Source organism: Paenibacillus silvae (assembly GCF_014639235.1).
GTDB classification, from domain to species: domain Bacteria; phylum Bacillota; class Bacilli; order Paenibacillales; family Paenibacillaceae; genus Paenibacillus; species Paenibacillus silvae.
In genome coordinates, this window is the sequence record NZ_BMFU01000010.1 from 87,702 (window position 1) to 112,957 (window position 25,256).

20 protein-coding genes are annotated in these 25,256 nt (G+C 47.1%); all 20 read right to left on the minus strand.

Annotated features, from left to right (window positions below; genetic code table 11):
- Window positions 1-328: 328 nt before the first annotated feature.
- The 20 genes from IEW26_RS24200 to IEW26_RS24295 all read right to left on the minus strand — a co-directional run bounded on the left by IEW26_RS24200 (window position 329) and on the right by IEW26_RS24295 (window position 25,208).
- Window positions 329-1,174 (minus strand): sugar phosphate isomerase/epimerase family protein, encoded by an 846-nt coding sequence (locus IEW26_RS24200; RefSeq protein WP_188594230.1) that lies wholly within the window; start codon window positions 1,172-1,174, stop codon window positions 329-331.
- Between the two features lie 47 nt (window positions 1,175-1,221).
- Window positions 1,222-1,974 (minus strand): 2-dehydro-3-deoxy-D-gluconate 5-dehydrogenase KduD, encoded by a 753-nt coding sequence (kduD, locus tag IEW26_RS24205; protein WP_111268370.1) that lies wholly within the window; start codon window positions 1,972-1,974, stop codon window positions 1,222-1,224.
- 79 nt (window positions 1,975-2,053) lie between these two features.
- The gene (locus IEW26_RS24210) at window positions 2,054-2,812 is read right to left on the minus strand and encodes a DeoR/GlpR family DNA-binding transcription regulator (protein WP_184183433.1); all 759 of its coding nucleotides are present in this window, start codon (window positions 2,810-2,812) and stop codon (window positions 2,054-2,056) included.
- Between the two features lie 61 nt (window positions 2,813-2,873).
- The gene (gene kduI, locus IEW26_RS24215; RefSeq protein WP_111268368.1) at window positions 2,874-3,713 is read right to left on the minus strand and encodes a 5-dehydro-4-deoxy-D-glucuronate isomerase; all 840 of its coding nucleotides are present in this window, start codon (window positions 3,711-3,713) and stop codon (window positions 2,874-2,876) included.
- 328 nt (window positions 3,714-4,041) lie between these two features.
- Window positions 4,042-5,691 carry a glycoside hydrolase family 13 protein gene (locus IEW26_RS24220; protein ID WP_188594231.1) on the minus strand — a complete coding sequence of 550 codons (1,650 nt, stop codon included), beginning with the start codon at window positions 5,689-5,691 and terminating at the stop codon, window positions 4,042-4,044.
- A 21-nt stretch (window positions 5,692-5,712) separates the two neighbouring features.
- Complete coding sequence (pgmB, locus tag IEW26_RS24225; protein ID WP_188594232.1) at window positions 5,713-6,402, minus strand: beta-phosphoglucomutase; 690 nt, start codon at window positions 6,400-6,402, stop codon at window positions 5,713-5,715.
- 18 nt (window positions 6,403-6,420) lie between these two features.
- The gene (locus IEW26_RS24230; RefSeq protein WP_188594233.1) at window positions 6,421-8,622 is read right to left on the minus strand and encodes an alpha-L-rhamnosidase-related protein; all 2,202 of its coding nucleotides are present in this window, start codon (window positions 8,620-8,622) and stop codon (window positions 6,421-6,423) included.
- Between the two features lie 56 nt (window positions 8,623-8,678).
- Window positions 8,679-9,524 carry a carbohydrate ABC transporter permease gene (locus IEW26_RS24235; RefSeq protein ID WP_308423566.1) on the minus strand — a complete coding sequence of 282 codons (846 nt, stop codon included), beginning with the start codon at window positions 9,522-9,524 and terminating at the stop codon, window positions 8,679-8,681.
- A gap of 11 nt (window positions 9,525-9,535) precedes the next feature.
- Complete coding sequence (locus IEW26_RS24240) at window positions 9,536-10,432, minus strand: carbohydrate ABC transporter permease (RefSeq protein WP_145406001.1); 897 nt, start codon at window positions 10,430-10,432, stop codon at window positions 9,536-9,538.
- A 59-nt stretch (window positions 10,433-10,491) separates the two neighbouring features.
- On the minus strand, window positions 10,492-11,778 hold the full coding sequence (locus IEW26_RS24245) for an ABC transporter substrate-binding protein (protein ID WP_188594234.1): 1,287 nt from the start codon (window positions 11,776-11,778) through the stop codon (window positions 10,492-10,494).
- 28 nt (window positions 11,779-11,806) lie between these two features.
- Window positions 11,807-14,137 (minus strand): glycoside hydrolase family 65 protein, encoded by a 2,331-nt coding sequence (locus IEW26_RS24250; RefSeq protein WP_188594235.1) that lies wholly within the window; start codon window positions 14,135-14,137, stop codon window positions 11,807-11,809.
- Window positions 14,138-14,300: 163 nt separating this feature from the next.
- Complete coding sequence (locus IEW26_RS24255) at window positions 14,301-15,317, minus strand: LacI family DNA-binding transcriptional regulator (RefSeq protein WP_188594236.1); 1,017 nt, start codon at window positions 15,315-15,317, stop codon at window positions 14,301-14,303.
- A gap of 138 nt (window positions 15,318-15,455) precedes the next feature.
- Window positions 15,456-16,436 (minus strand): zinc-dependent alcohol dehydrogenase family protein, encoded by a 981-nt coding sequence (locus IEW26_RS24260; protein ID WP_188594237.1) that lies wholly within the window; start codon window positions 16,434-16,436, stop codon window positions 15,456-15,458.
- A 420-nt stretch (window positions 16,437-16,856) separates the two neighbouring features.
- Entirely contained in the window at window positions 16,857-17,186 is a 330-nt protein-coding gene (cyoD, locus tag IEW26_RS24265; protein WP_111268365.1) for a cytochrome o ubiquinol oxidase subunit IV, read from the minus strand.
- Window position 17,187: 1 nt separating this feature from the next.
- Window positions 17,188-17,808 carry a cytochrome o ubiquinol oxidase subunit III gene (cyoC, locus tag IEW26_RS24270; RefSeq protein WP_111268364.1) on the minus strand — a complete coding sequence of 207 codons (621 nt, stop codon included), beginning with the start codon at window positions 17,806-17,808 and terminating at the stop codon, window positions 17,188-17,190.
- Window positions 17,809-19,779, minus strand: a complete 1,971-nt coding sequence (locus IEW26_RS24275) for a cbb3-type cytochrome c oxidase subunit I (protein WP_111268363.1) — start codon at window positions 19,777-19,779, stop codon at window positions 17,809-17,811.
- 21 nt (window positions 19,780-19,800) lie between these two features.
- Window positions 19,801-20,775, minus strand: coding sequence for a ubiquinol oxidase subunit II (gene cyoA / locus IEW26_RS24280; protein WP_184183414.1), 975 nt, complete (start codon window positions 20,773-20,775; stop codon window positions 19,801-19,803).
- A gap of 321 nt (window positions 20,776-21,096) precedes the next feature.
- A complete protein-coding gene (locus IEW26_RS24285; RefSeq protein ID WP_111268361.1) occupies window positions 21,097-21,360 on the minus strand; it encodes a hypothetical protein in 264 nt (87 codons plus the stop codon).
- A gap of 374 nt (window positions 21,361-21,734) precedes the next feature.
- Window positions 21,735-23,081: a GH1 family beta-glucosidase gene (locus tag IEW26_RS24290; protein ID WP_188594238.1), complete on the minus strand. Its 1,347-nt coding sequence runs from the start codon at window positions 23,079-23,081 to the stop codon at window positions 21,735-21,737.
- 414 nt (window positions 23,082-23,495) lie between these two features.
- A complete protein-coding gene (locus IEW26_RS24295) occupies window positions 23,496-25,208 on the minus strand; it encodes an ABC transporter substrate-binding protein (RefSeq protein WP_188594239.1) in 1,713 nt (570 codons plus the stop codon).
- Window positions 25,209-25,256 lie beyond the last annotated feature (48 nt).

A 25,256-nucleotide genomic window follows, 5' to 3' on the forward strand; every position in this document is an offset into this window, starting at 1 on the left:
AAATGTTAGCCATGGACATGCCAAATTCGATTCACATAACTTTTTTGATATCCATAACCATTAACCTCTCCATAACCATACAATTAACACTAATATACCATCAACACTTTAAAACGTTAATATCAAAAAAAGCCTTCGCTCGCGCAAAGGCTTATGAGACTGCTATCTGAAATCATTAGACGACATACGCTGCAAGCCAGCATCCAATGAAGGCCAGCTTCCAGTGTAGGATAATGACTCTCCTGCCGCAGCCGCAGCTCAGCTATGATTCCCGGCCAGCAATTTATATGAATGTTAAAGGCTTGCTCACCTAATTAAATCTCACCCGTTACACGTTCACCGAATTCCAAACCTCTCTCAGATGCTTCGCAGCAGGCACAGCCTCTTCTGCTGTTACACCCTCCAGCGAGATATTAATATACGGCTTGTAGGTCTTCAGCAGTTCGAAGAACAAAGGATAATCCAGAATGCCCGCACCAGGAACAGGATTGTATTTCTCCCCTTGTGCGTTGAAGGCTACATCCTTCGCATGAATCACAATGATCCGCTCATAGAGCTTCTCCATCACTTCACGCAAAAACGCGCCTTGATCCGCTGTATGATGGTGCTTGATCAGATTGCACGGATCAAACAGCATGCCCAGATTGGATGAAGGAATCTCTTCAAACAAACGAGTCATGTGCTCATGCGTATGCAGCGTATGGGTCGCAACCGGTTCAATAGCGGCGTGTACGCCCCATTTTTCGGCTTCCTCTGTAATCTCCTCCAGCGTATCTTTCAGCACACTCCAGGACTTCTCATCATAGGTATCCGGATGGGTATCACGATACGTTGTGCGCTCCCCTGTTTCAGTTGCCACCATGCTGCAGCCAAAATCCCTGGCATAACGCAGATGCTCCTTAAAACGATTAATGTCTTCCCGGCGGCTCACAGGATCGGGATCAATCGGGTTAATATAACAGCCCAGCACGGCGATTTTCACCCCACGGCTTGCGAATTGCTCCCCAACCTCATTAGCCAGACCCGGACTCAATTTGCCGTTCGCAGAATCCACATCGGACAAGGCCTTTGCCAGAGCCAGCTGCACAGCATTGAATCCATTATCGGCAATCGTCTGCGCCAGTTCAGCCGTAGGTCGCTTGCCAAATGTGTGTGCAAGAACACCTAGTTTCATCTCACTGTCCTCCTTCTGCTTAATGCATTTTGGAATCGGATCATGGCCTAGCGTGCCATCCATCCGCCATCCACATTCAGTACGTGACCGTTCAAATAATCCGATGCGGACGAAGCCAGGAATACAACCGGGCCTTTCAAGTCCTCTGGTGTACCCCAACGGCCCGCTGGAATACGCGCCGTAATATCCCGGTAACGGTTCTCATCGGCACGAATTTGCGTTGTATTATCCGTTTCCATATAACCTGGTGCAATCGCGTTAATCTGAATGCCCTTGCCCGCCCATTCATTGGCGAGTGCCTTCGTTAATCCGGCAACACCATGTTTACTCGCTGTATATCCTGGTACATTAATGCCTCCTTGATAAGAAAGCATCGATGCGATGTTAATGATTTTACCGCTTCCGCGCTCGATCATATGTCTGCCCGCCAGCTGACTCAGGAAAAATACACTATTCAGATTCAAGGCGATGACATCATGCCAGTCCTGATGTGCGTGATCTGCTGCCGGAGTACGGCGAATGATACCGGCATTGTTGACGAGAATATCAATTCTGCCCTGGAATGACAGTGCTTTTTCGAACACAGCTGACAGTTCCTCTTCCTTGCTCAGATCAGCTTCAATGATATACGCTTTGCGTCCCAGCGCTTCAATTGCACTTGCCGTTTCTGCAGGCTTGGAATAGGAAACCAGCACCACATCAGCGCCCGCTTCCGCAAGGCCGACAGCCATTCCTTGACCGAGTCCTCCTGAAGTACCTGTAACCATTGCAACTTGTCCGCTTAAATCAAATGGGTTCATGAACGATTCCTCCGCATGTCTTTGATATGCAAACAACAACATCATTATTTATTTTTAATACCGTTAAAAATTCATGAAGTTAACTTTGGTAATCCACATGGACACCGCTCTGCCTGTAGAGCGCCGCTGTCTCTTCATCCAGATGCCCGTCACTGATAATATAGTCCAGTTCAGCACACTGCGCGAAGGTACGAAGAGCAAATTGCCCGAACTTGTAATGATCCACCACACCAAATACTTGCTGTGCGGCGGCAATCATTGCTTTTTTCAACGGAACCAGATCCCCTGTATAGATGGACAGCCCGAATTCGGGGTGAAGCGCAGTCGTTGAGATAAAAGCTTTGTGAATGTTCAGACCGGAAATAAACGCCGCTGTATCGTCACCTACCAGCATATTGCGCACACGCGCGCCGCCAGGCACGACCAGCCTGATCTGCTCCTTTTTGGTTAGCTCCGCAATGATGTACAGGTCACTCGTGATGACGGTCAGCGGCTGGTTATCGAGCCGCTTCGCCATCTCCAGCGTGGTGCTTCCGCCATCGAGCGCTACAATATCACCAGGCTTGATGTACGCAAGAGCACGCTCGGCAATTTCCGTTTTCTCGGACTGATGTTTCTCCAGTGCTCCCCGACTGTTCAAAATCCCATATTGGTCGTTCTGAGCAAGCATCGCCCCGCCGTGCACACGCACAAGCAGCCCCATGCTTTCCAGCTTATCGAGATCCTCACGTACCGTCTTGCCTGTCACCTGCAGCAGCTCGCTCAGATCGCTGACCGTGACCTCCTGGCGCTCCAGCAGAGCCTCCATTATTTTCTCATGTCGTTTCAATGGATTCATCTAATCAACTTCCTATACCTCCGAGTTACCCTGTCAAATTAACTCGGACATCTTTAATTTCTTATTTCAGGTCCTTCATCGCTACGCCGTCCATATCCTCGAACGTTTGGTTTTCTCCAGCCATCGCCCAGCAGAATGTATAGTTGCTTGTACCCACACCGCTGTGAATGGACCAGCTCGGGGAGATGATCGCCTGACGATCCCGCACAACGAGGTGACGCGTTTCATCCGGTTCACCCATCATGTGGAATACTACGCCATCTTCAGGCAGGTTCCAGTACAAATATACTTCGGAACGACGGTTGTGCGTATGCGCTGGCATCGTGTTCCACATGTTGCCTTTGTTGAGCTCTGTGATACCCATCACCAGCTGACAGCTCTTGATTCCGCCTTCACCCTGGTGAATGTAACGATAAATGGTACGTTCGTTGGAGCTTTCAATGCTGCCGAGGTGATTCGGCTGTGCTTGCTCCTGAGTTGCTTTTACCGTCGGATAGGTATGGTGAGCTGGTGTGGAGACAAAATAGAACTGAGCCGCTTGCTCTGTACCGTTGCTCTTGAACACAACTTCCTTAACCCCTTTACCGATATAAAGGCATTCTTTCGCCCCGATCTCATACACTTCTCCATCCGCTGTCACTGTACCTTGTCCACCTACGTTAATGATACCGATTTCACGGCGCTCCAGAAAAAAGTCCGTTCCGATATCTTTCAGGTTTACTTCAAGGGCGATGTCCTTGCTTTGAGTTACAGCCGTTCCTACGATATAACGATCCACATGGGAGTATACAGTTACCAGTTCATCCTTCGCAAACAATTGCTCCATGAGGAATTCCTCACGCAAACGAGCTGTATCATATTTTTTGACCTCATTCGGGTGTGCTGCATAACGGTTTTCCATCTGTAATCCATTCCTTTCGTCTTGTAAAATGATTTCATGTGCGCCTGACCTCTTCTGACCTTGATGATGTTCCATTGATGTTCATTAAAGTTTATATAAGTTCATTTTAGTTCATTTTGTACCATTTGTGTACCTTATTTTATGAAAAAATAAAATCAATGGACCGTATTTGTTAAAGGTACTACAGGCTGCCTGATTGGAAAAGGAACCTTGGCTTTCGCTTCCTGCAAGGAAACTTCCTTTGCCGGAGGTATTTCACCAACTGATTTTAATAACAAAAACACCTGGCGGGTGCCTCCCGTCAGGTGCTGGTTATGCTTGCAATACATTATAAAGAGTAAATGAGCCCCTCATACGGACGCAAACGAAGATCAACGTTTGTAACCACGTCTGAGTCAGAGGTTGAGCGCTCCAGATTGCCGATAATCAGACGAGCATTGGCATACCGGTCACTTAATGATGGCGGCACACGATAGAACTGCTCCTGATCGGAATGGTTGAGTATAACAAGCCAGATGACTCCATCCAGGCTGCGGCTGTAAGCATATACATGCTTTTCCCCTGCCGATTGGTCACAGTAATCTCCATAGACCATAACTGCATGCGTTTTACGCAGAGCAATCAGCTGCTGATAATATGCAAATATGGAGTCCTTCGCAGCCAGATCACGTTCAACGTTAATCACTTCATAATTAGGATTCACCTGAATCCATGGCTGACCTTTGGTAAACCCGGCATGCTTGCTTCCGTCCCACTGCATCGGGGTACGGGAATTATCCCGGCTCAGCGGCTGGAGACTGCGGAGAACCTCATCTGGCGCGCGACCTTTCCCGATTTCTTCTTTATATTTGTTCTTCATGGCAATGTCCTGATATTCTTCAATAGAGGAGTAACGAACACCGGTCATGCCGATCTCTTCTCCCTGAAATACATATGGTGTTCCTGGAAGAGTGTGAATCATCGTCGCCAGCAATTTGGCGGACTCCACACGATATTGTGCATCATTACCGTACCTCGTCACCTGACGGGTATGATCATGATTGTTCAGAAACTGGGAATTCCAGCCTTCCTCGCTGAACGCTTCATACCAGCTCTGCTGAATTTCTTTGTAACGCGCCAAATCCCATACAGGCATATCATCCGCCACCTGAAAATGGAACAAGGTATGCAGCTCTTTACGGCTGCTTCCTACATACAGAAGACCTTCCTTCGGTGTAACAAAAGGGATTTCTCCTACAGTCATAATGTCATAATGCTGGAGAATCTCACGATGCATTTCCTGCAAATATTCATGAATGCCCGGATTATTGCCCAAATAGTCAATGCGCTCTGGATGCTCCGCATCCGGGAATCCTTCCTGCTTGGCCAGCAGATTAATAACATCCATACGGAACCCGTCAATGCCCTGATCCAGCCAGAAGCGCATCATTCTGTAGATCTCTTGACGGAGATCGGAATTTCTCCAATTCAGGTCAGGCTGCTCCTTGGCAAAGGAGTGGAAGTAATACATTTCTGTCTGCTCGTCATAGGTCCATGTCGATGGCTCGAAGTAAGAGCGCCAGTTATTTGGCGGCCCATCCTCTTTGCCTGGCCTCCATATATACCAGTCCCGTTTCGGATGATCGACGGATGAACGTGACTCTTCAAACCATACATGCTGCTCGGAAGTATGGTTCACTACAAGGTCCATAATGAGCTTCATGCCAAGTTCATGGACCTTGTCCAGCAGCTGTCTGAACTGCTCCATTGTTCCCGCCTTTGCCATGATACGGTAATAATCTGCGATATCGTATCCGTTGTCTTTATCCGGTGATTCATAAATTGGATTTAACCAGATGACATCAATGCCCAGACTTTGAATATATTCAAGTCTCAGCATCAAGCCCTGCAGATCCCCAATGCCGTCCCCATTTGCATCGAGAAAGCTGCGCCAGTACACCTGGTATACTACGGCTTCTTTCCACCATGCCCGCTCCATACTGCCATCCCCCTTCTTCACTTAATGGCTGTGCTCCTGCAATGTGCGCTCCAGAAATGACAGGGACAGCTGTTTCGTATCCTTCAGCACCACATCGGCTCCGGAAGCTTTAAGCCCAGCCTCTTCACCGATCCCTATGGCAATCATGCCTGCGGATTTGATAGCCTCGATCCCTGCCTGCGCATCCTCAATGCCGATGCACGCTTCAATGTCTGCGCCAACTTCCTCTGCTCCTCGCAAGAACAGGTCAGGAGCAGGTTTGCCTCGCGGCACGGAATCGGGATGCACCACATAGCTGAACATCGTTTCCAGTTCCAGTGCCCTCAAAATTTGAGGGGCATTTTTGCTGGCTGAGGCGATCACCGCCGGAATTCCAGAGGCTTGCAGCTCAAGCAGCAATTCCCGAATCCCAGGATAGGTATGCTCCGGGGTCAGTGAATTCAGCAGCGAGACATAGTGCTCGTTTTTGCGATGGGCAAACTCTTCCTTTTCCTCAGCCGAATACACGTGCTCCTTGCCGCCCAGACGTAAAATGCGGGCCAGTGACTTCTCACGGCTAATGCCTTTTAACTGCTCGTTGAATTCCCGGTCAAACGGAATATCCAGTGACTCCCCCAGCTTCTTCCACGCTATATAATGGTACTCCGCTGTGTCGGTAATGACACCATCCAGATCAAAAATAACGGCTTGAAGTGCTCTGTTTCCTTTCATCTATCCGTTCCTCCCATGTCATTGCTCCAGTTGCCATTCGATTCGTATCTCGCTACTTTCCCGTCTCTTTCCCTTCCAGTCCAGAACGACCGTCCAGCCTGATGTGTTGGAAATGCTAACATACCGCTTGCTCTCACGTGTTTCAAAATAAATATCAAACTGCGCATCGCCCACCGCGACATGCTCCAGACTGCAGCTCTTGTGTTTCCATGCCTGAGGCATATCCGGTGCCAGGGTTACACGACGATGCTGGGCTTCCGGCTGAATACCGAAGAAGTATCGTACTACCGGCACAGCCAGCGTATAGATGGTCCATGCCTGCACCACGCAGCCGTAGTCCGGCGACATTTCCGAGAAGGAGCCAGGAAGCACACGGGAGAAGCTTTTACCCATCCGTCGCAGTAAATCAAGCGCATGATCCGGATGGCCGTATGCTGCTTCTGCAACAGCGTGTGCTCCGGTTGAAATGGTCATCGTGCCCTGTTGATAGATGGCAGCAAGATACGTGCCATAATCGCCGATGAAGTCGCGGCTTCTCATGGTCTCCAGCGCACGCTCTGCCTTTTCCTGATCAGCGATTCCCGCTTCCATCGGAGTAACGATGACCCAATTTTTATTCAGCAGCCAGCCGCGGTCCTGCTGACTTTCACCTGCGTCTGCCAGTAATCCGTCCACATACTCCCGGTAACCCGTGATGCCTTGCTTTTCAGCGAGAGAAACCATGTAATCCACCTTGGGCAAAATATCGGAAACCGGAGCAACCGCATCTGTATAGAGGCTGTTTTGCTCAGACCAATACACCGCATTCACGGCGCGTACCGCTTGTTCAGCCAGCTGCTGATACGTCTCATGCCGCTCCGTCTCACCCAAATAGAGACTCATCTGCTCCAGCGCCTGAAGAGCCTTGGCAGTGTATACTGCACTGTCGATCAGTTCCATATTGAGTCCGGCAATCTCGATAATGCCGTAACCGGAAGGGAACAAGTCTCCGTCCTGATCCATCTCCTCCAGCAGCCACTTGATGCCCTGAACACAGTAATCATAATGCTCGCGCAGAAGTGTCTCATCCCCTGTCCACAGAAACATCTCCCACACAAAGGCAATATAATGCGCTGTCTCCTGCGTGTTGCCCGGATTGGATACAGCCCCCATCGTTGTAACTTCATGTACAAAACGGCCATTGCCATTTGCTTCCCGGGATTTCTCCAGCAATAAATTCAACGTATCCTTCACTAATTGATGATCTCCTGTAGCAAGTACACCTTGAAGAGCATACGTACTGTCGCAGCCGAACCACCACGGATATGTGGGTCCACCTGCCGTCAATCCACGGCCAATACCATCCACTTGCTGTACCAGCCACTGCGTATTACGCTTCACCCAGGCGAACTGCTCGTTCAGCTCATCCTCACCTTCAATGGTCAGCACGGCGCGCTCATCCAGCTTGTGATAGAACTGCTGCTTCTGCTCTTTCATGCTGATGTAATCACGTTCGATGACAGCGTATGTCTGCTCACAGGTTTCACGCGATGACTCCGAGCCAGCCACAAATAACCTGAAGCGGAATACCTCTTTCTCCTGCAGCGAGCATTCGGTAACAAAAGAAACGCCCGTGCCCTTGCCTGCCGTCAGCTCAGGTCCGTAAATCTCAGGCCCCACTCTTATGTCCGTTCCTGTCAGGTCGCTTCCAATCATGACATACCAGTCATGTGCATTATCCTTTACGATGACTTTGCGTGATGAGATTTCTTCCGCTGTTTCGCCAGTTCCCGCAATAATTCCGATCTCATCGGAATACCAGACTGGACGCAGATCGGTACGCGACAGCAGCTCCAGCTTGAGCCGGGTTGTTCCTTTGCCATATGCGCTGATCTCATACTCAGCGACCATGCCCTTTTCATCATCGGGGGCAAACTGACTGCGTTCAATGGATACCGGAATGTGGCTCAACCCGTGATCATAATCGAACCGGCTTCCACCCCATGACTCGCTTGTGTAGCCGTCTGCCCTCGCCCACACAGCAATATCGCTATCCAGGTCGGTGACCTTCAGCCAGAATCCGTCCAGCAGCTTGATCGGGTGGAGCCACACTCCGCCCATTTCATTTGCCATATGATGCCCAAAGTCAGGAAAGTAGCCATCCTGGGTACCGCAAATTTTCACATATTCTCCTGCGTTGTAATACAAATTAAATGGATGTCTGCTTGTTAATGACGCCATCGTTGTCCTCCTCTGCCGTTTGGCTAAACACTCATTTCTTCCGTCATACAGACTGGTCAGCCCTTGATTGCAGAAGAGATGGAGATACCTTCAATAAAGTATTTTTGTGCAACAAAGAATACGATAAGTGGCGGAAGCATAATCAGCATCGTTGCCGCCATCAGCATGTTCCATTCCACGTTGTACAGTCCCTTAAACATTGACAGCCCTAGAGCCAGCGTGTACTTATCACTGGAATTCAGATAAATGAGCGGTCCCTGGAAGTCATTCCATACGCCCATGAAGGTGAAGATGGATACGGCAATCAACGGCGGCATGGACAGCGGCAGCATAATTTTGGTGAAAATCTGCATTTTGTTGGCCCCGTCCACAAAAGCCGACTCATCGAGATCACGCGGAATACCGCGCATGAACTGGCGAATCAGGAAGATATTAAACGCACCGCCTCCAAAAAATGCAGGGATAATGAGCGGCAAAAATGTATCAACCCAGCCGATTTCCTTGAACATGATGAACATCGGTATCATCGTGACCTGTGAAGGCAGCATCATCGTTGCCAGCAGCACCAGAAACAATGTGCGCTTGCCACGGAAATTAAACCGGGCGAAGCCATACGCACACAGGGCGGCCGAGAAAACGGTGCCGACTAATACCGGGATCAGAATAATCAGCGTATTTTTCAAAAATGTAAAAAACGGGATTGCCAAAATAGCATTCTTATAGTTGGACCACATCCATACTGCCGGGAAAAAATCGTCCTTGAACACCTCGGCAGGTGTCTTTAACGACGTTGCAAATGTCCATAACAGCGGGATCAGCACGACGGCTGCACCAGCAATAAGCATAAGAAGCGAGAATAATTTGGAATAGGCAAGTTTCCGTGTCGTTGCTTGATTCATCATTGGTCCTCCTCTCAATCCTTTTCGTTATCGCCTTGGTAGTAGACCCACATGGAAGAACTGCGGATGACCAGCAGCGTAAACGCCAGAATGATGATGAACAATACCCAGGACAGTGCGGAAGCATAGCCCATTTCGAAATCGGTAAAGGCTTTATTGTAGAGGTACAGGTTATAGAACAGGGTCGAGTTCAGCGGTCCCCCGTTGGTCATGACGAATGCTTGGGTGAAATACTGGAATCCGCCGATGATCCCCATAATGACATTGAAAAACACCGTAGGGGAGATCATAGGAAGTGTGATGTTGAAAAAACGTTGAAACGGTCCTGCACCATCCAGATTTGCCGCCTCGTACAGCTCCTCGGGAACGCCTTGCAAGCCAGACAAATAAATGATGATGGTGTTGCCAATGCCCCACAGGCCCATAACAATCAGTGCGCCAAGCGCATAGCTTGGATCTTGAAGCCAGGCTGGACCCTGTACACCGAAAAAGGCAAGTGCGCGATTCAGAATGCCATATTCCGGGTTGAAAATCATAATCCACATCATCGATGCCGCAACAGCGGGAATAACCGATGGCATGAAATAAATTAAACGGAAAAATTTCATTCCCTTATTCCGCATATTCAGCATAAGCGCAATCAGCAGAGATGCTGCCTGATATAGCGGTACAGAGACCAGCGCAAAAATAAAGGTAACCTTCAGCGATTGATAGAACAGCTCATCATGAAACATCGTTTTGAAATTGTCCAGCCCAACCCATTCGATGGATTTTACGCCTGTAATAATATCCCATTTACTGAAAGCCAGCAGCAGGGAGAATAACATTGGACCAATAGTAAAGAGCAGCAAACCTACAAACCAGGGCATGATAAACCAATACCCGGCACGCTCGGATTTAGAATTGCGCATAGCAGCCTCCTTGATGAAGAAGGTGAATCGGCATGGCCGCCGACTCACCCGCATGGTTTTTACTTGATTTTGCTGTCAACGTTCTTCGCAGCTTCATCCAGAGCACCCTTGACATCCTGTTTGCCGAGCAGCATTTTCTCCAGCGCCTTGGTGAATTCCTCAACAAACACAGGTCCATTGGCAGAACGCATCGTGATCGGTTTTTTAGCATAATCCATCATCTCGATGACCGGTTTGTCAGCTACTTCTTTGGCTTTGACTTCATCCAGTTCCTTCACAGTGGCTGGCAGCACTTTACCGTTCGCAGAGCGAAGTTTCTGGGCATCTGTACCAGACAACCATTTCACTAACTCATAAGCTGCTTCTTTATTTTTACCAGCTGCGTTAACTGCCCAACCCGCACTTGCAATTATGCTTGAGCGTGTGCCGTCGGTATTTTTGGGAATAAGTGCAGAACCATATTGAACATCGGATTTATCAAGATCACCTTTGATCCAGCGGCCTGTAATCATCATGGCAAGCTTGTCTGTCATGAACATCGAGGAATCTCCGCCAAGCGTCTCGGAGTCCAGCGGCGTCGGGGATACACGATTATCCCCTTTAGACCAGGAGACATACTGATCCATTGCCGCTATCGTTTTTTCACTGTTCATGTAACCTTCCGCCGTTGTTCCATCCTCGCTTGCGATATCAGTACCGTAATCCCAGAGGTACGTATAGATTGGGTACTCCCATTTGCCTGCATTAAATCCGAATTGAGTGTATTTATTGCCATCTTTTTTAGTCAGCTTTTGTGCAGTTGCAATCATATCATCCCATGTCCACTCATCTGTTGGATAAGGGATTCCCGCTTCATCAAACATCCGTTTGTTGTACCACAGAGCAAGCGGATTGAAATCTTTAGGCAGATAGTATTGTTTGCCGTCGATTTTCATATTTTCAATGAGATCCTTTTGGAAAATATCCAGATTAAACGAAGTGTCTTTGCTCAAGTAGTCATCAAGCGGCTCAATTACACCTTTGTCCACGTATTTGTAATAGTCACCTTCACCAACGAGGAACACATCCGGTGCCTGACCTGCGGCCAAGGATGTGGTGAGCTTTGTTCCATAGCCTTCACTTGGTATAGGTTCGAACTTTACTTCGATATCAGGGTGTGCAGCATTGAATTCCTCCGCAAGCTTTACTTCATCCGCACCCGAGTTGACATCCCCCCATACGGAGAAGGTGAGTTTTATCTTCTCGCCCTTGCCCCCTTCCGCACTATTGCCTCCACTTGAAGAACATGCAGATAACACTAATACCAGAATCAGCATCATGACCAAACTTGAGGACCCTTTTTTCATTTTAAATGACCTCCCACATGGAATTATGTTAAACCAAGGTTTGAAACCGTTTGCTGAAAGTAACTTGCTGACCGGACAGAAGAAGGGAAATTTCTTCCTCCGTATCACTTTCGATTAGAATGCCCTCTGACGTGATGGTGATATGCAAAAGCTGGTTATGCCAGTATAGCGGGAACTTGAGGCGACTCCATGCTTCAGGAAGCTTGGGATCAAGATGGAGCTGGCCATCCAGCATACGTACACCGGCAAAACCCATCACAACACATTTCCATATGCCGCCTAGTGAAGCCGAATGAATACCTGCATCCGAAGAGTGCATATTGGGTCCGAGATCAATCTCGGAAGCACGGCGGAACAGATCATAGGCTAGTGAACGATCCCCGAAGTCACTGGCAAGAATACTGTGTGTCGAAAGAGATAACGAGGAATCATGCAGTGTTTTTTCCTCATAGTAGTTATAGTTTGCACGTTTGATATCGGGTTCGAATTTATTCTCAAGCAGGAAGAACAGCATCATGATGTCAGCCTGCTTTGAAATTTGCATTTCACCAACCTGATCCAGATTGTAGTCATTGAAGATGCTTGCGACTTTGGTCTGATTTTTATAAGGGTTAAGATCGATGACTTTTTTCTGCAAGTAGGTATCGTCCTGCGGAATAATGCCTTGTTCATTAGGACCCGGCAGATAAAGCTGCTCCAGCCTGTTCCACGCTTCACGAGCAGATGTCAGATCAAGTTTCGCGGACAACGCCTTGAGCAGCTCAGGCTTCTCCTGCTGAAGCTTCTCATAATACTGGATGGCAAGCTCCATATTGAAGTGAGCCATATGATTGGTGAAGGCATTGTTGTCTACATGTTCCTTGTATTCATCCGGCCCGACAACCTCGTTGATGTGATAACGCCCCTTGGACTCATCCCACTCCAGACGGCTGGCCCAGAATGTGGCTGTATCAAAAATGATCTCGTAGCCATACTGCTCCATGAATGCATCATCGCCTGTGGATTGCGCATAATGCCATACCGCATAAGCGATATCAGATGTTATATGCTGTTCAATGAACCCCGACCAGATTTTCGTCTGTTCTCCGGTGATGATGTCAACGTCTCCCCACACCGGTGTAACTTCGCCATCTTCAATCCAGGCTGCTTCCCACGGATACATAGCACCTTTAAACCCGTTCTCCCTGGCCTTGCTTCGTGCCCCTTCCAATCCCTGATATCGATATTCCAGCAAGGATCTTGCGATCTTGGGATTGCTGTAGATGAAAAATGGCAGGATGAAGATTTCCGTATCCCAGAACGAATGACCCTTGTATCCTTCACCACTTAATCCTTTCGCCCCGATTCCCATACGATTATCATGAGCAGGTGTCATAATGACGAGATGATAGATGGCAAAACGAATGGCAAGCTGGTCATACCCGCTTGTGCTCTCCACTTCAATGTTATAGGTGGACCAGGTATCGGCCCAAGCATCAGCGCTTTCACGAAATAACTGATCATACCCTTTTTGCGACTCCTGCTTCAGCTCTGCCAGTGCGGCCTCCCGCATCTGCTCCAGTGAATACTCACCTCTTCTGTACACCCGATCACGACTGGTATGTACATTCGAGATTTTTTCCAGGGTTACCGATTGTCCGGCTTCCAGAGTTACTGTTCCTTCAATGCCTACCTTGCGGCGTCCCATCGTTTGGCGCAGCTCCGGCTCGATCTTCTGACCGTTTAAGTGCCAGTGATGCACGGTATTTGTTACAAAATCAATGCCTGATTGCGTTGTTGTGGACACCATCTGAATATACGTTTTGTCAAAAATCCGCTTTTCACCCTCGGTAAAATGCTGTGCACCGGAATTGGTCCATTGTCCATTAATGCCGGATGCAATGTGCACACGCGCGTGAACATCAAGCGGCTTGATCGTTACGGATGAGCCAAGCAGATGAAGATTGTTCAGAGACACGAAACGGCGAAACCGAAGCTCAAAGCGTTCTCCCTTGGGACTCTGCCATACGATATCCCGGGTGAGTTCCCCGTTACGAAGATTTAACTGGCGGCTGTAGCCGATTGTTCTTCCCTTTTCCAGACTAAAGGTCTCCCCATTCAGCGTGATATTCAGTTCGGTTACATCGGCAGCGTTAGGCAACTCGGTTACCTCATGCTCATCAAACTTGTTAAAGGTACCGGATACAAACCAGTTTCGCACCTGTCCAACGTAATTTTCATCTGTTGCGGAGCGCAGCCCCATGTATCCGTTTCCAAGTGACAGCACGGCCTCACCTTTTCCTTGATGTGCGGGATCAAACCTGGTTTCAGTGATCAGCCAGTTACTGCTTTCACCATGCATTGAATCGTATTTCAGCAAATTGCATTCCCCCTATGTCTATCCATCTTTTTATATCCGAAACGTTTTGGATTTTACTATAAAATAATACCGAAACGTTTCGGATTACATAAAAACATTTCGGTTTTCCCTGCTTCTCACACAAGCAATCCAGACCGCAGTTCAGTAGCTCCTGCTGAGAATGTTAACGGCCCGGCTCGGCTGTTGATGAACGTATAACTAATTCATTTTCCAAAATCTTGTACTTGGGACTGTCTTCGGATTTCAACATACCCATCAGCAGGTTTGCAGCTTCGTGTCCCAGCTGATACATATTTTGCCGGATGGTCGTAAGTGGCGGTTGAAAATAGGTGGCAGTTGGAATATCGTCGAATCCTACGACTGACAATTGATGTGGAACAGCGATGCCGAGTTCACCGGCCGCTTTCATCACCCCAAGTGCCATCATATCGCTTGCACAAAATATTGCAGTGATTTCAGGATACGCCTTCAATAGTTCGGTCGCTTGCTGCTGTGCTTCCTCTTCGGTAAAATTACCGTTGACAACGTATTCCGATCTCAAGCTTATTCCGGCATTTCTCATCGCCTCGGCATAACCTTCATAACGCTCCTTTGATACAAAAGCCTCCGGGTAACCGTTCACCATAGCAATGTTGTGATGGCCCAAATCAATCAGATGATCCACTGCTGTCTGTGCGCTCTGCTTGTGATTCGTAGACACGAAACCTACATACTTGCTGTCGATAGGAACGTCAATAAGCACACACGGAATGTCACTATCCAACACCTCCTGCAAATACGGATCATCCGTCTTCACACCCTGGAGAATAACGCCGTCCACTTTTCGTTCCCTGCATAGCTGTGTGTACGTTTTCATTTTTTGCTTCGCAGTATTCGTGCTGAACAAAATCAGGTCATAAGCAGAATTGGCAGCACTATCATTGATGCCGCATAACACTTCAAATACAAAGTTGTTATCGATGTTCTTATACGTCATGCCTGATACGAGCAATCCCAGCGTTTTGGTTTCCTTCATGACCAGGCCTCTTGCCAGACCATTAGGACTATAGCTTAATGATTCTGCCGCTTCCTTAATCAACTTCCGCGTGCTTTCGCTGACGTCTGAATAACCGTTCAACGCTCTGGACACGGTTGTAATTGAAAAACCCGTCATTTGTGAAATATCCTTAATTGTAGCCAATTGCTTTCCTCCAAAACGTTTCGGATTACTTATATTCATGAGTATACGCATTCAGAACAAAAAATCAAGACTTTTTTCGATAAAAAGGTAGAGGTTATGTTAAATGTTGAATTCAAACTAGTATTAACGTAAGTATTGCTATAATAGGAGCACCTTCCCCTTTTGGCCCGATTCAGCCGCTGCAATAGCCTGTTGTACATTCACTAATTCAAATGCCGAACCAATGCTTGCCATGATAAGTCTGCCACTTCTGACCAGCTCCATTAACTCATGAAATACCTGTTTCCAGCGTTCTTGCGAACAGCGTTCAACCCAGTGCTTTAACCAGAAAAGCTGCACATTAACTTGTGTTCCCTGTGTCACTTCATGCCATATTGGTGTGACTCCTGAAAGCAGGCCAACACTGATGACCGTACCGCTCGGCTTCAGACAATTCACCAGCTGTTCCCCATCTGTCCCGCCAATACAATCCACAGCGGCATCAGCACCACGTCCTCCTGTTAGTGCTGCGATTCTTTCCGGTAAAAGCTCCTTAGTTGTATTCACAACAGACACAGCCCCGAGATGTAATAAATCAACAGTATGACAATCATTTCTTGTAATCGCTATCAACCTGAATCCACAAATTTGTGATAGCTGCGCGAAGATTCGCCCTAACGCAGATCCCCCTGCATTCACAATCAGAGTATGACCATGTGTAAGGTTAAGCACGTCTGTACAGATCAACCAGGCCGTAACCGGGTTAATATAAATTTGACTAGCTGAGTAATCATCAATATCTTCAGGCACAACAACAGCAAATCGCTCCGACGTTTTGACGATTTCCTGCCAGGTATTCTCACCCCTTAACGGTAATACACGTCGTCCCAGCATTTGATTGGATACTCCCGGACCCACAGCCTCAACGATCCCCACCCCCTCAAACCCTGGAACAGCAGGCAGCATAGTACGGTGTGGATATGCTCCTCGAACAGGAATAAGATCAGATGGATTGATAGGCCGAGCAGACATCCTTACCAGCAACTCTCCTGGGGCAGGTTCTATTACTTGTTTTTCTTCAACCTGCAGCACACTGCATGGCGCGCCAAAGCGATGATAACGTATAACTTTTGCTTTCACTAGTAATCGCCCCTATCACTTCATTTACTATACATCACTTTAAATGAAGTATTTTCCCACTCTTTGTAAATATCCTAACACACAATCACTTCTAACTTCCAAGCTTCTATTTAACCACTCTATAGTACAGCTATATAAGTCAAACTATTCATATACACATTAACGGAGAGGACAGAAAAAACCTGAAAAAGCGAAGCGTTCGCCTGAAAGCTTTCTGCAAGAAAGCCACATCGGAAGCATACACTTATCACCGGAGTTTCCCTTTAGAAAGGGGAATCAAAAAAATCTGGGGATAACAGCGATTGGAAAGTTATGCTGTCATCGGAGTGGCTGTGTAAATTCTTTAGTTTAACTTATCTAGAAACAAAAAAAGAACCTCCCCGCCTAACTTCAGACGGGAAGATTCTCGATTAAAGCATATTAATGTGCAACTGCGTTGTTAAGCATGATCCAGATGGAACCAATGACGATGGTCATCATGATCAGCAGGCCGAAGATCAGGGCCATAACGTTCCAGCGTGGTTGCTCTGTCTCACGAATGTGCATGAAGAAGAAGAGCTGAACCACAAACTGCAAAGCTGCTGTACCAAGAATAACAATCAGTGTTCCAGTCTTGCCCATCATGTCGTTCAGTACTACAACCAAAGGAATGATGGTCAGAACGATAGACAGGATGAAGCCGATAACATATGACTTCAATGATCCATGCTGCTCGTGACCGTGCGTATCATGTGAGTTGTGTCCTGCCATCTTACATCACCCCCAGGAGATAGACGATCGACAGGAGGAAAATCCATACGACGTCCAAGAAGTGCCAATACAAGCTGATTACGTTGATTTTACCACGAGTTACATCGGTAATACCCCGTTTTTTCAGTTGGAACATCAATCCGATCATCCAGATCAGACCGAGCGATACGTGAAGTCCGTGAGTACCCACCAGGGTAAAGAACGCGCCGGACGCTGCACTAGTTGTGTAGCTGAATCCTTCGTGAACCATCTCAACAAACTCATATACCTCCAGTGCGATAAAGCTCGCACCGAGAACCGCTGTAACAATCAGCCAGTTAATCAATTGTTTTACTTTGCCCTGATTCATTGCCAGAACCGCAAGACCACTCGTAAATGAGCTTGTGAGCAAGATAAATGTTTCAGCAATAACACCAGGCATTTTGATCAATTCAGATAAGATGGGTCCGCCCGCCGTATTGTCACGCAACACAATAAAGGTTGCGAACAATACGGAGAACAGGATCACGTCGGAAATCAGGAAAAACCAGAATCCGAGAATTTTCATTTCTTGTGGATCATGGTGGCCATGGTCATGACCGTGTGCATGATTCTCACCGTGCTTAGCGGCTGCTTGAGCCATCTATACCGACCCCCTTAACGACGCTTCGGTACGCTTGATTTCATCGACCGGAATGTAATAATCCGTATCGTAAGAGAAGGAACGAGCAATCATGCAGATACCCACGCCAGCGAGTCCGAGAATTGCCATCCACAGCCATCCAAAGACGAAGCCGAAACCGGCTACGAACCAGAAGACAGACATGATGAACGGAATCGAAGAATTCTTAGGCATATGAATTGGCTCATATACAGGCTCAGGCGGATAGATGCCTTTCGCGCGACGTTCTTTCTCTTCCCACCACTCATCCACATCATCTCCGCGCGGTGTAACGGCGAAGTTGTATTCTGGAGCTGGTGAAGGAATCGACCACTCAAGTGTACGACCATCCCATGGATCGCCAGAAGCTTTGAGTGTTTTGTATTTGCGAATACCGTCTGCAATTTGTGCAACCTGGAACAAGAAGCCGACACCCATCAGGAATGCGCCGATTGTGGAAACAAAGTTCAGTTCCCACCAGCCGGTATCCCAGCCATAGGTGCTCAGACGACGTGTCATACCCATCAGACCGACAGCGTACTGCGGCATGAAGCAGACATAGAAACCGATATTCCAAGTCCAGAATGCCCATTTGCCCAGTTTCTCTTCCAGTTGGAAACCGAACATTTTAGGCCACCAGTAGTACAGACCTGCGAAGTATCCGAAGACAACGCCACCGATCAATACTTGGTGGAAGTGGGCAATCAGGAAGTAACTGTTGTGGAACTGGAAGTCAGCAGGCGCAACGGACAACAGGACACCTGTCATCCCCCCGACGATAAAGCACGGGATAAAGGCAATCGTCCACATCATCGGAGTTGCCATGCGTATCCTTCCTCGATACATCGTAAACAGCCAGTTAAATATTTTAACCCCTGTCGGAATAGCAATCAACATCGTTGTAACCGCGAAGAATGCGTTGACGTCTGCTCCAGAGCCCATCGTGAAGAAGTGATGCGCCCATGTGAAGAAGGACAGGAAACTGATAATCAACATCGCGAATACCATTGATTTGTAACCAAACAATTTTTTGCGTGAGAACGTACTTACGATCTCGGAGAATACACCGAATGCCGGCAAGACAACAATGTATACCTCAGGGTGACCCCACATCCAGATCAAGTTGATGTACATCATCGGGTTGCCGCCCAGATCAAGGGTGAAGAAATGCGCCCCGGCAAACCTGTCAAGGAATAGCAATGCCAGTGTCACAGTCAAGATCGGGAATGCAAACAGGATAATGATACAAGTGGAGAATACCGACCATGTGAACATCGGCAGTTTCATCCATTTCATGCCTGGCGCACGCATTTTAATGATGGTAACCATAAAGTTGATACCGGTCGCCAGGGAACCGATACCCGATATCTGGATACCCCATATATAGAAGTTCTGTCCTACCCCCGGACTATGTGACAGCTCCGATAGAGGAGGATAACTCAGCCATCCTGCGTCTGGTGAACCACCGATAACGAAGGACAGGTTGAACAGCATTGCGCCCAGGAAGAACAACCAGAAGCTCAGTGCGTTCAGGAACGGGAATGCAACGTCCCTTGCTCCGATCTGTAACGGCACAATGACGTTAAACAAACCGAACATAAACGGCATCGCCATGAACAGGATCATGATCGTACCGTGCGTTGTGAAGACCTGATTATAGTGTTCTGGATGTAAGAAATCCATATTAGGCATAGCCAGCTGCAGACGCATCATCAATGCATCCACACCACCACGGAACAACATGATAATGGAAGCAATGATATACATAATACCGATCTTCTTGTGATCGACAGTAGTTAACCAGTTACGCCAGAGCCAGCCCCATTTTTTGAAATAAGTCAGCACCGTTACGATCGCAATCATCGTAATCCCGATAGCCACGTCAGCTCCATAGATCAGCGGGTCGCCGGTAACGAAAAACTCCGATGCAAACTCTTTTAATCTCTCTAACATTGGGGGCCTCCTTTCCAATCTTTAGTTCGTACTTGTATTTACTTTCGGTACAGACAAGGATTTGTCTCCAGCAGCAGATTCGTTCGAGCTTGAACCTTCATGCTTGCTGTGAGCACTTTTACCGTCAACAACATATTTAGTCACGATTTTCTGGAATAAGCCCTCTGGGAACTCAGAGAAATAAGCAACGTTGCTTGTTCCCGGCTTAGCCAGAGCATCATACGTTTCTTGTGTCATTGGTTGGGATTGCTGTTTTACTTCCTTCACCCATGTGTCAAACTCTTCATCCGAAGTTGCATTTACATCAAAACGCATCTGTCCGAAGTGTTCACCAGTGAAGTTAGCGCCAGAACCCCAGTATTTACCTTCGTGGTCGGCTTGCAAATACAACGTCATCGCCATTCCTGACATCGTGTAAATCTGTCCACCCAATTGCGGAATCCAGAACGAGTTCATCGGTGAATCTGCAGTGAGCTCAAATTTCACAGGCCGATCTGCCGGAATATTCAGCGTATTAACTGTTGCAATGCCTTGCTCAGGATAGAGGAACAGCCATTTCCAATCCAGTGAAGATACCTGAATCGTAATTGGTGCTTTCTCTTCGTGAACCAACGGTTTTGAAGGTTCCAGATCGTACGTATAACGTACAGTAACGATGGCCAGAAGTCCGATGATAACGATTGGAATCGTCCACCACACCACTTCCGCTTTTGTGCTATGAGCCCAGTTTGGCTCATAAGCAGTTTTATTGTCCGGCTTGTCGCGGTAACGCCAAACGATTACAGCAGACAAAATCAACACAGGAACAATGACGATCGCACAAAGAATGGTTGAGATGATAATCAAGTCTTTTTGCGAAGCGCCGATAGGCCCCTTCGGATCCAGAACAACATACTGCCCGCCTGCCATCATTGGCCAGACAATCAATGCAATTGTAACCAACGTCAGGACAACCGGAATGATAATCCGAATCAGCGACCTAGGTTTCTTGTTCATTTTGATCCCCTCTCCTCAAATATTCGCTAATACTAAAAAATCAGTATACTACTCTCTTCCTACTAAAGATATCAGAAACGAGTGACTTTTTTATTCTTGTTAACAAATTTGTCGATTTTACACCCTAAATGTGTGAATTTTTTCTCACAAATCGCTGGATCGGTTGATATTTGCACATCGTAATCTTTACACCTCAAGTCACAAAATAAAACCCTTTGCAGTCCCGTTGAACGATGGTCAACGAATCCGCAAAGGGCTTTATTGACTGGATTTCAGGGAATACTCCAGTCTTATTATGGACGATATTTCGCAAGATTATAATTAATCCGCTCCTTCATCTTCATGACGAGTATGAACCAGACCAATGGCTTTAGCAATCACGTAGATGAAAACACTGCCGACGAGGAATCCGATTCCCACCATCAACCCCAGATTACGATCATTAAAATCATTCAAATTAATCAGGCACAGTACAACTCCGGTAATCAGTGCGACCCATGCCAGAACTGTCATTGTCAAAACTGCGCGCCGCATATTTTTATCTTTACGCTCTAATTGGCTGACCATTGCTGTTTTAGATGCCATAGTAAACACTTCCTTTTCCCTTTTTGTAAGTGCTTTCCTAATACCAATATACCACATTAGTATGAATTTTAGTCAACAAATGTTCAAATTTATTTCTTATTTTAGACACTTTATTTATCGAAATATTGTTGACAAAAATAAAAACACTCCACCTTTACTTCTTATAACCCAAAAACCCTCATTTCATAACAGAAATTATTGCTTGCTCCTTTTGAACGGAAAATAACTTTCTTGTTACCTGTAACAACTCCCCTTCCTTTTACGACGGAACCACAACAAAAAGACGGCACATCGGATGATTCCGATAAAGCCGTCAAGGAGTCTATATATACCTATTTATAATAGAAGAAACTTATTCTTGTACGAATAACCAATTAGTTCCGGATTTCAAGCCAATTGTTTTTAATCACATTCTGATACCAATAAAAACTTTCCTTCGGTGTGCGAACAAGCGAACGGTAATCGACATGCACGAGACCAAAGCGCATCCGGTATCCTTCAGCCCATTCGAAGTTATCCATCAAGGACCAGGCCATGTATCCTTTCAGGTTAATGCCATCATTGATGATACGATGGATCTGTGCCAAGTGCTGCTCATAATAGGAAATTCGGCGATCATCATTGATTTTACCGTTTTCCAGATCATCATTGATACATGCGCCATTTTCGGTAATATACACGTCCACGTTGCCGTACTTTTGCAAATAATGCATGAATTCATAAAGTCCGCGTGACTCCACCGGCCAGCCAATATCTGTTTTGATCAGTCCCATGTTCAATTCTTCCGACTGAAGCACACCCGCCTCTGGATTAAAACGGTTAATGCCCATCGTGTAATAATTAATACCTAGCAGGTCGATCGGCTCTGAGATAATCTCCATGTCCCCGTCCTGAATCGGAACTGTTGCTCCTGCTTCTGCAAACCAATCAACCAAAAATTGTGGATAGGAGCCCTTGTAGATCGGATCAAGGAACCAGTCCGTGTTCAATGCAATGGAGCGGTCACAGGCAGCCTGATCCTCAGGAGACTTGCTATAAGGTTCAGCCCAGCATACATTTGGAGCTATACCGATCTGCCCGGTAATGCCCAGGCGGCGGAAGGACTGAACCGCTTTACCGTGTGCTACGAGCAGGCCGTGAGCCACATTGATTGCTGTTTGCAAGTCTTTGTTACCAGGTGCGTGAATACCCAGCATGTTGGACAAGAAGGCAATACACCAAGGTTCATTAAAGGTAAGCCAGAAATTGATTTTGCCCGAAAATTCTTTGAATATTACTTCAGCGTATTTGACAAAGGCATCTACGGTTCTACGGTTTCCCCAACCTCCATCATCCTCAAGCGTCTGCGGCAAGTCCCAGTGATAGAGCGTGAGGAAAGGTTCAATTCCCGCCTCCAGCAAGGCATCAACAAAGCGAACATAGAAATCAAGCCCCTCACGGTTGATCTCTCCATCCCCGTCCGGAATAATACGCGGCCATGCAATGGAGAAGCGGTATGTATTGATGCCGAGCTTTTTCATCAGCTCAATATCTTCCTCGTAACGGTGGTAGCTGTCGCAAGCTACATCTCCGTTATCACCGTTAAATACCTTGCCAGGTGTACGTGCAAAGGTATCCCAGATCGAAACACCACGTCCTCCCTCTTGCGCAGCACCTTCAATCTGATAGGATGCCGTAGCTGTGCCCCAGCGAAAATCTTTGGGGAATTGGAAAATAGTCATAAATAAAATCCTCCGTCTCTGATGTGACTCGCAAGCTCCTCTAAATTGCGGTCACGTTATCATTTTTTTGGTCGCTTCGAAGCCTCATTCAGCCTCTTTACGAGTGCTGGTCTTGGATACTAGTGGCCTTCTTTATTTCGTATGATTTAACGAAACTAGTTTCCTAAAACGTTTTCGAAATAGGTTAAATAAACCTATTTGATGTTAGCAATATCTTGGTTGCAAAGCAGTTTAAGGCTTTCCCCAGCCTGAGAGTGCTTTCAATAAGAGGATTATATTCGATTCAAAAAAAAGCGTCAATGCCCTGCCTCACCATTGTTCAAAAAAAAAGACCCTGAACGGGTCTTTTTTTGGTAAATTTAATGAGCTCTCGATCTCTACTAAACCAGTTAAGCTATTACATATTACAGATCGTTATTTTACATCTTTTCCTGTCCAGAGAGCTACACGGTCCTTAATCCATTCCGTGTATTGTTTCTCCATTTCCACTGCACCTGCTTTATCCAGTTCAGCCAGGAAAGCATCATACGTGGCATCGAAGTTCGCTGCTGTAGTCAGCACCGCTTCCGGAATACGTTTGCGCACGATATCCTGTGTTTTCTGGAACTTCACACTGTAATCGGTGCCTGAAGGTACAGGCATATTATAAGCGGCGCCCCACTCTTTCAGCTTCAGATCATCTTCAGACGGGAAGAAATCCTTCCAGGTTGTGATGCCGTACGCTTTCAATGTTTCCTTCTCGGCTGCGGTATATCCAGCCTGAATCTGCTCAGGGAAATTCGTTGTGTAATAATTGCCCGTAGAATCTTTTACCCCATCACCGTATCTAGCACTGAAAGCATTGTACATTCCAATGCCCGTTTCTTTGGTGAAATTGGCATTATCATTCACTTTGCGATCCTGAATATCCTGCGGGATGACACGTTTGCCATCTTCAACCTTGTAGTGCTCGCCTTCAATGCCCCAGTTCCGCAGCACTTGGCCTTCATCCGATGCAAGCCAATCCAGGAATTTGATGATGCGTACCGGATCTTTTGCAGACGTTGTAATACCGATACCGTAACCGTCAAAACCGATTGGTTGGAACGTATGGTCCACAATGTCTTTGTTTAAGGATACAGAGAAGTGCGCATAAGTACTGTCATCTTTACCCGCTGATTTCAAAGCATTCTCCGCTTCGCCATAGTTCCATTCCTGGTCTATCAAACCCAGCACGCGGCCGCTGGCAATTTTGGACTTGTACTGATCATCCTTTTGCACAAAGGTATCTTTGTCCAGCAGGCCCTCGTTGTACATTTTGTTCAGCCAGCGGAAGTATTCCTTCTCTTCTGGACGTTTGTAATGCAGCTTCGCTTCATACGTCTCGGGATCAATGTAGTATTCTCCGTCGTCCGGTGCACCCGTAGCTTGGAAGGCAGGGTTGGTTACTGTAATCATAATCTTCCAGTCATCCGCATTCAGTGTAAGCGGAATCGTTGGTTGACCGTCGATGGTTGGATGCTTTTCATAATAGGCACGAAGAACATTTTCATAGTCCTCCAGCGTTTTCACTTCAGGGTAACCGAGCTCTTTCAGCACTTTCTGCTGGATTTCGAATCCGCCTGTAGCGTCAAATACAACATTGTCTATACCCGTAATGGTCGGAATCATATAGATGGCCTGATCTTCCATGCTGTATTTCAGACGGTTTATCTGATCACCATAAATTTTTTTCAGATTGGGCGCATGCTCCTCAATCAGATCCGTCAGATCGAGCATGGCGCCCGCATCCACCAGCTTTGACAGATTTCCTTTGGGGAAAATCATATCAGGGTAGTCACCGCTGGCTGCCATTAACGCAATTTTCTGTTCACCGCCGTTATTCACATCGTATTCAGCCTCAATGGTAACGCCGGTTTGCTTCGTAATTTCTTTGCCGACAGCATCCTGCATATTGTTCCAGGTCGAACTTGGGTCCGCACCGAAGAACGAGATCGTAATCGGATCTGTTCCACTGGATTCAGTGTTTGTCTCCTTACTGCCGGAGTTGCCGCATCCAGCGGTCACCAGCATTGCACTGGCAAGCATTAACATTGCAAACGTTTTGGGTGTCTTACCTGTTATTCTGCTTTTCATTTTGCCTCTCATTGTCTATTTCCCCCTAAGTATGAAGGTATTTATCTGTACAACAGGCCG

Excerpts from the sequence above, each read along its gene's own strand:
- pgmB (WP_188594232.1), bottom strand. The coding sequence starts at position 6,402 with ATGAAAGGAAACAGAGCACTTCAAGCCGTTATTTTTGATCTGGATGGT.
- kduI (WP_111268368.1), bottom strand. The coding sequence starts at position 3,713 with ATGGAAAACCGTTATGCAGCACACCCGAATGAGGTCAAAAAATATGAT.
- IEW26_RS24240 (WP_145406001.1), bottom strand. The coding sequence starts at position 10,432 with ATGCGCAATTCTAAATCCGAGCGTGCCGGGTATTGGTTTATCATGCCC.
- IEW26_RS24220 (WP_188594231.1), bottom strand. The coding sequence starts at position 5,691 with ATGGAGCGGGCATGGTGGAAAGAAGCCGTAGTATACCAGGTGTACTGG.
- IEW26_RS24230 (WP_188594233.1), bottom strand. The coding sequence starts at position 8,622 with ATGGCGTCATTAACAAGCAGACATCCATTTAATTTGTATTACAACGCA.
- IEW26_RS24275 (WP_111268363.1), bottom strand. The coding sequence starts at position 19,779 with ATGTTAGAGAGATTAAAAGAGTTTGCATCGGAGTTTTTCGTTACCGGC.
- IEW26_RS24210 (WP_184183433.1), bottom strand. The coding sequence starts at position 2,812 with ATGAATCCATTGAAACGACATGAGAAAATAATGGAGGCTCTGCTGGAG.
- cyoD (WP_111268365.1), bottom strand. The coding sequence starts at position 17,186 with ATGGCAGGACACAACTCACATGATACGCACGGTCACGAGCAGCATGGA.
- cyoC (WP_111268364.1), bottom strand. The coding sequence starts at position 17,808 with ATGGCTCAAGCAGCCGCTAAGCACGGTGAGAATCATGCACACGGTCAT.
- kduD (WP_111268370.1), bottom strand. The coding sequence starts at position 1,974 with ATGAACCCATTTGATTTAAGCGGACAAGTTGCAATGGTTACAGGTACT.
- cyoA (WP_184183414.1), bottom strand. The coding sequence starts at position 20,775 with ATGAACAAGAAACCTAGGTCGCTGATTCGGATTATCATTCCGGTTGTC.
- IEW26_RS24245 (WP_188594234.1), bottom strand. The coding sequence starts at position 11,778 with ATGAAAAAAGGGTCCTCAAGTTTGGTCATGATGCTGATTCTGGTATTA.
- IEW26_RS24290 (WP_188594238.1), bottom strand. The coding sequence starts at position 23,081 with ATGACTATTTTCCAATTCCCCAAAGATTTTCGCTGGGGCACAGCTACG.
- IEW26_RS24235 (WP_308423566.1), bottom strand. The coding sequence starts at position 9,524 with ATGATGAATCAAGCAACGACACGGAAACTTGCCTATTCCAAATTATTC.
- IEW26_RS24295 (WP_188594239.1), bottom strand. The coding sequence starts at position 25,208 with ATGAGAGGCAAAATGAAAAGCAGAATAACAGGTAAGACACCCAAAACG.
- IEW26_RS24285 (WP_111268361.1), bottom strand. The coding sequence starts at position 21,360 with ATGGCATCTAAAACAGCAATGGTCAGCCAATTAGAGCGTAAAGATAAA.
- IEW26_RS24200 (WP_188594230.1), bottom strand. The coding sequence starts at position 1,174 with ATGAAACTAGGTGTTCTTGCACACACATTTGGCAAGCGACCTACGGCT.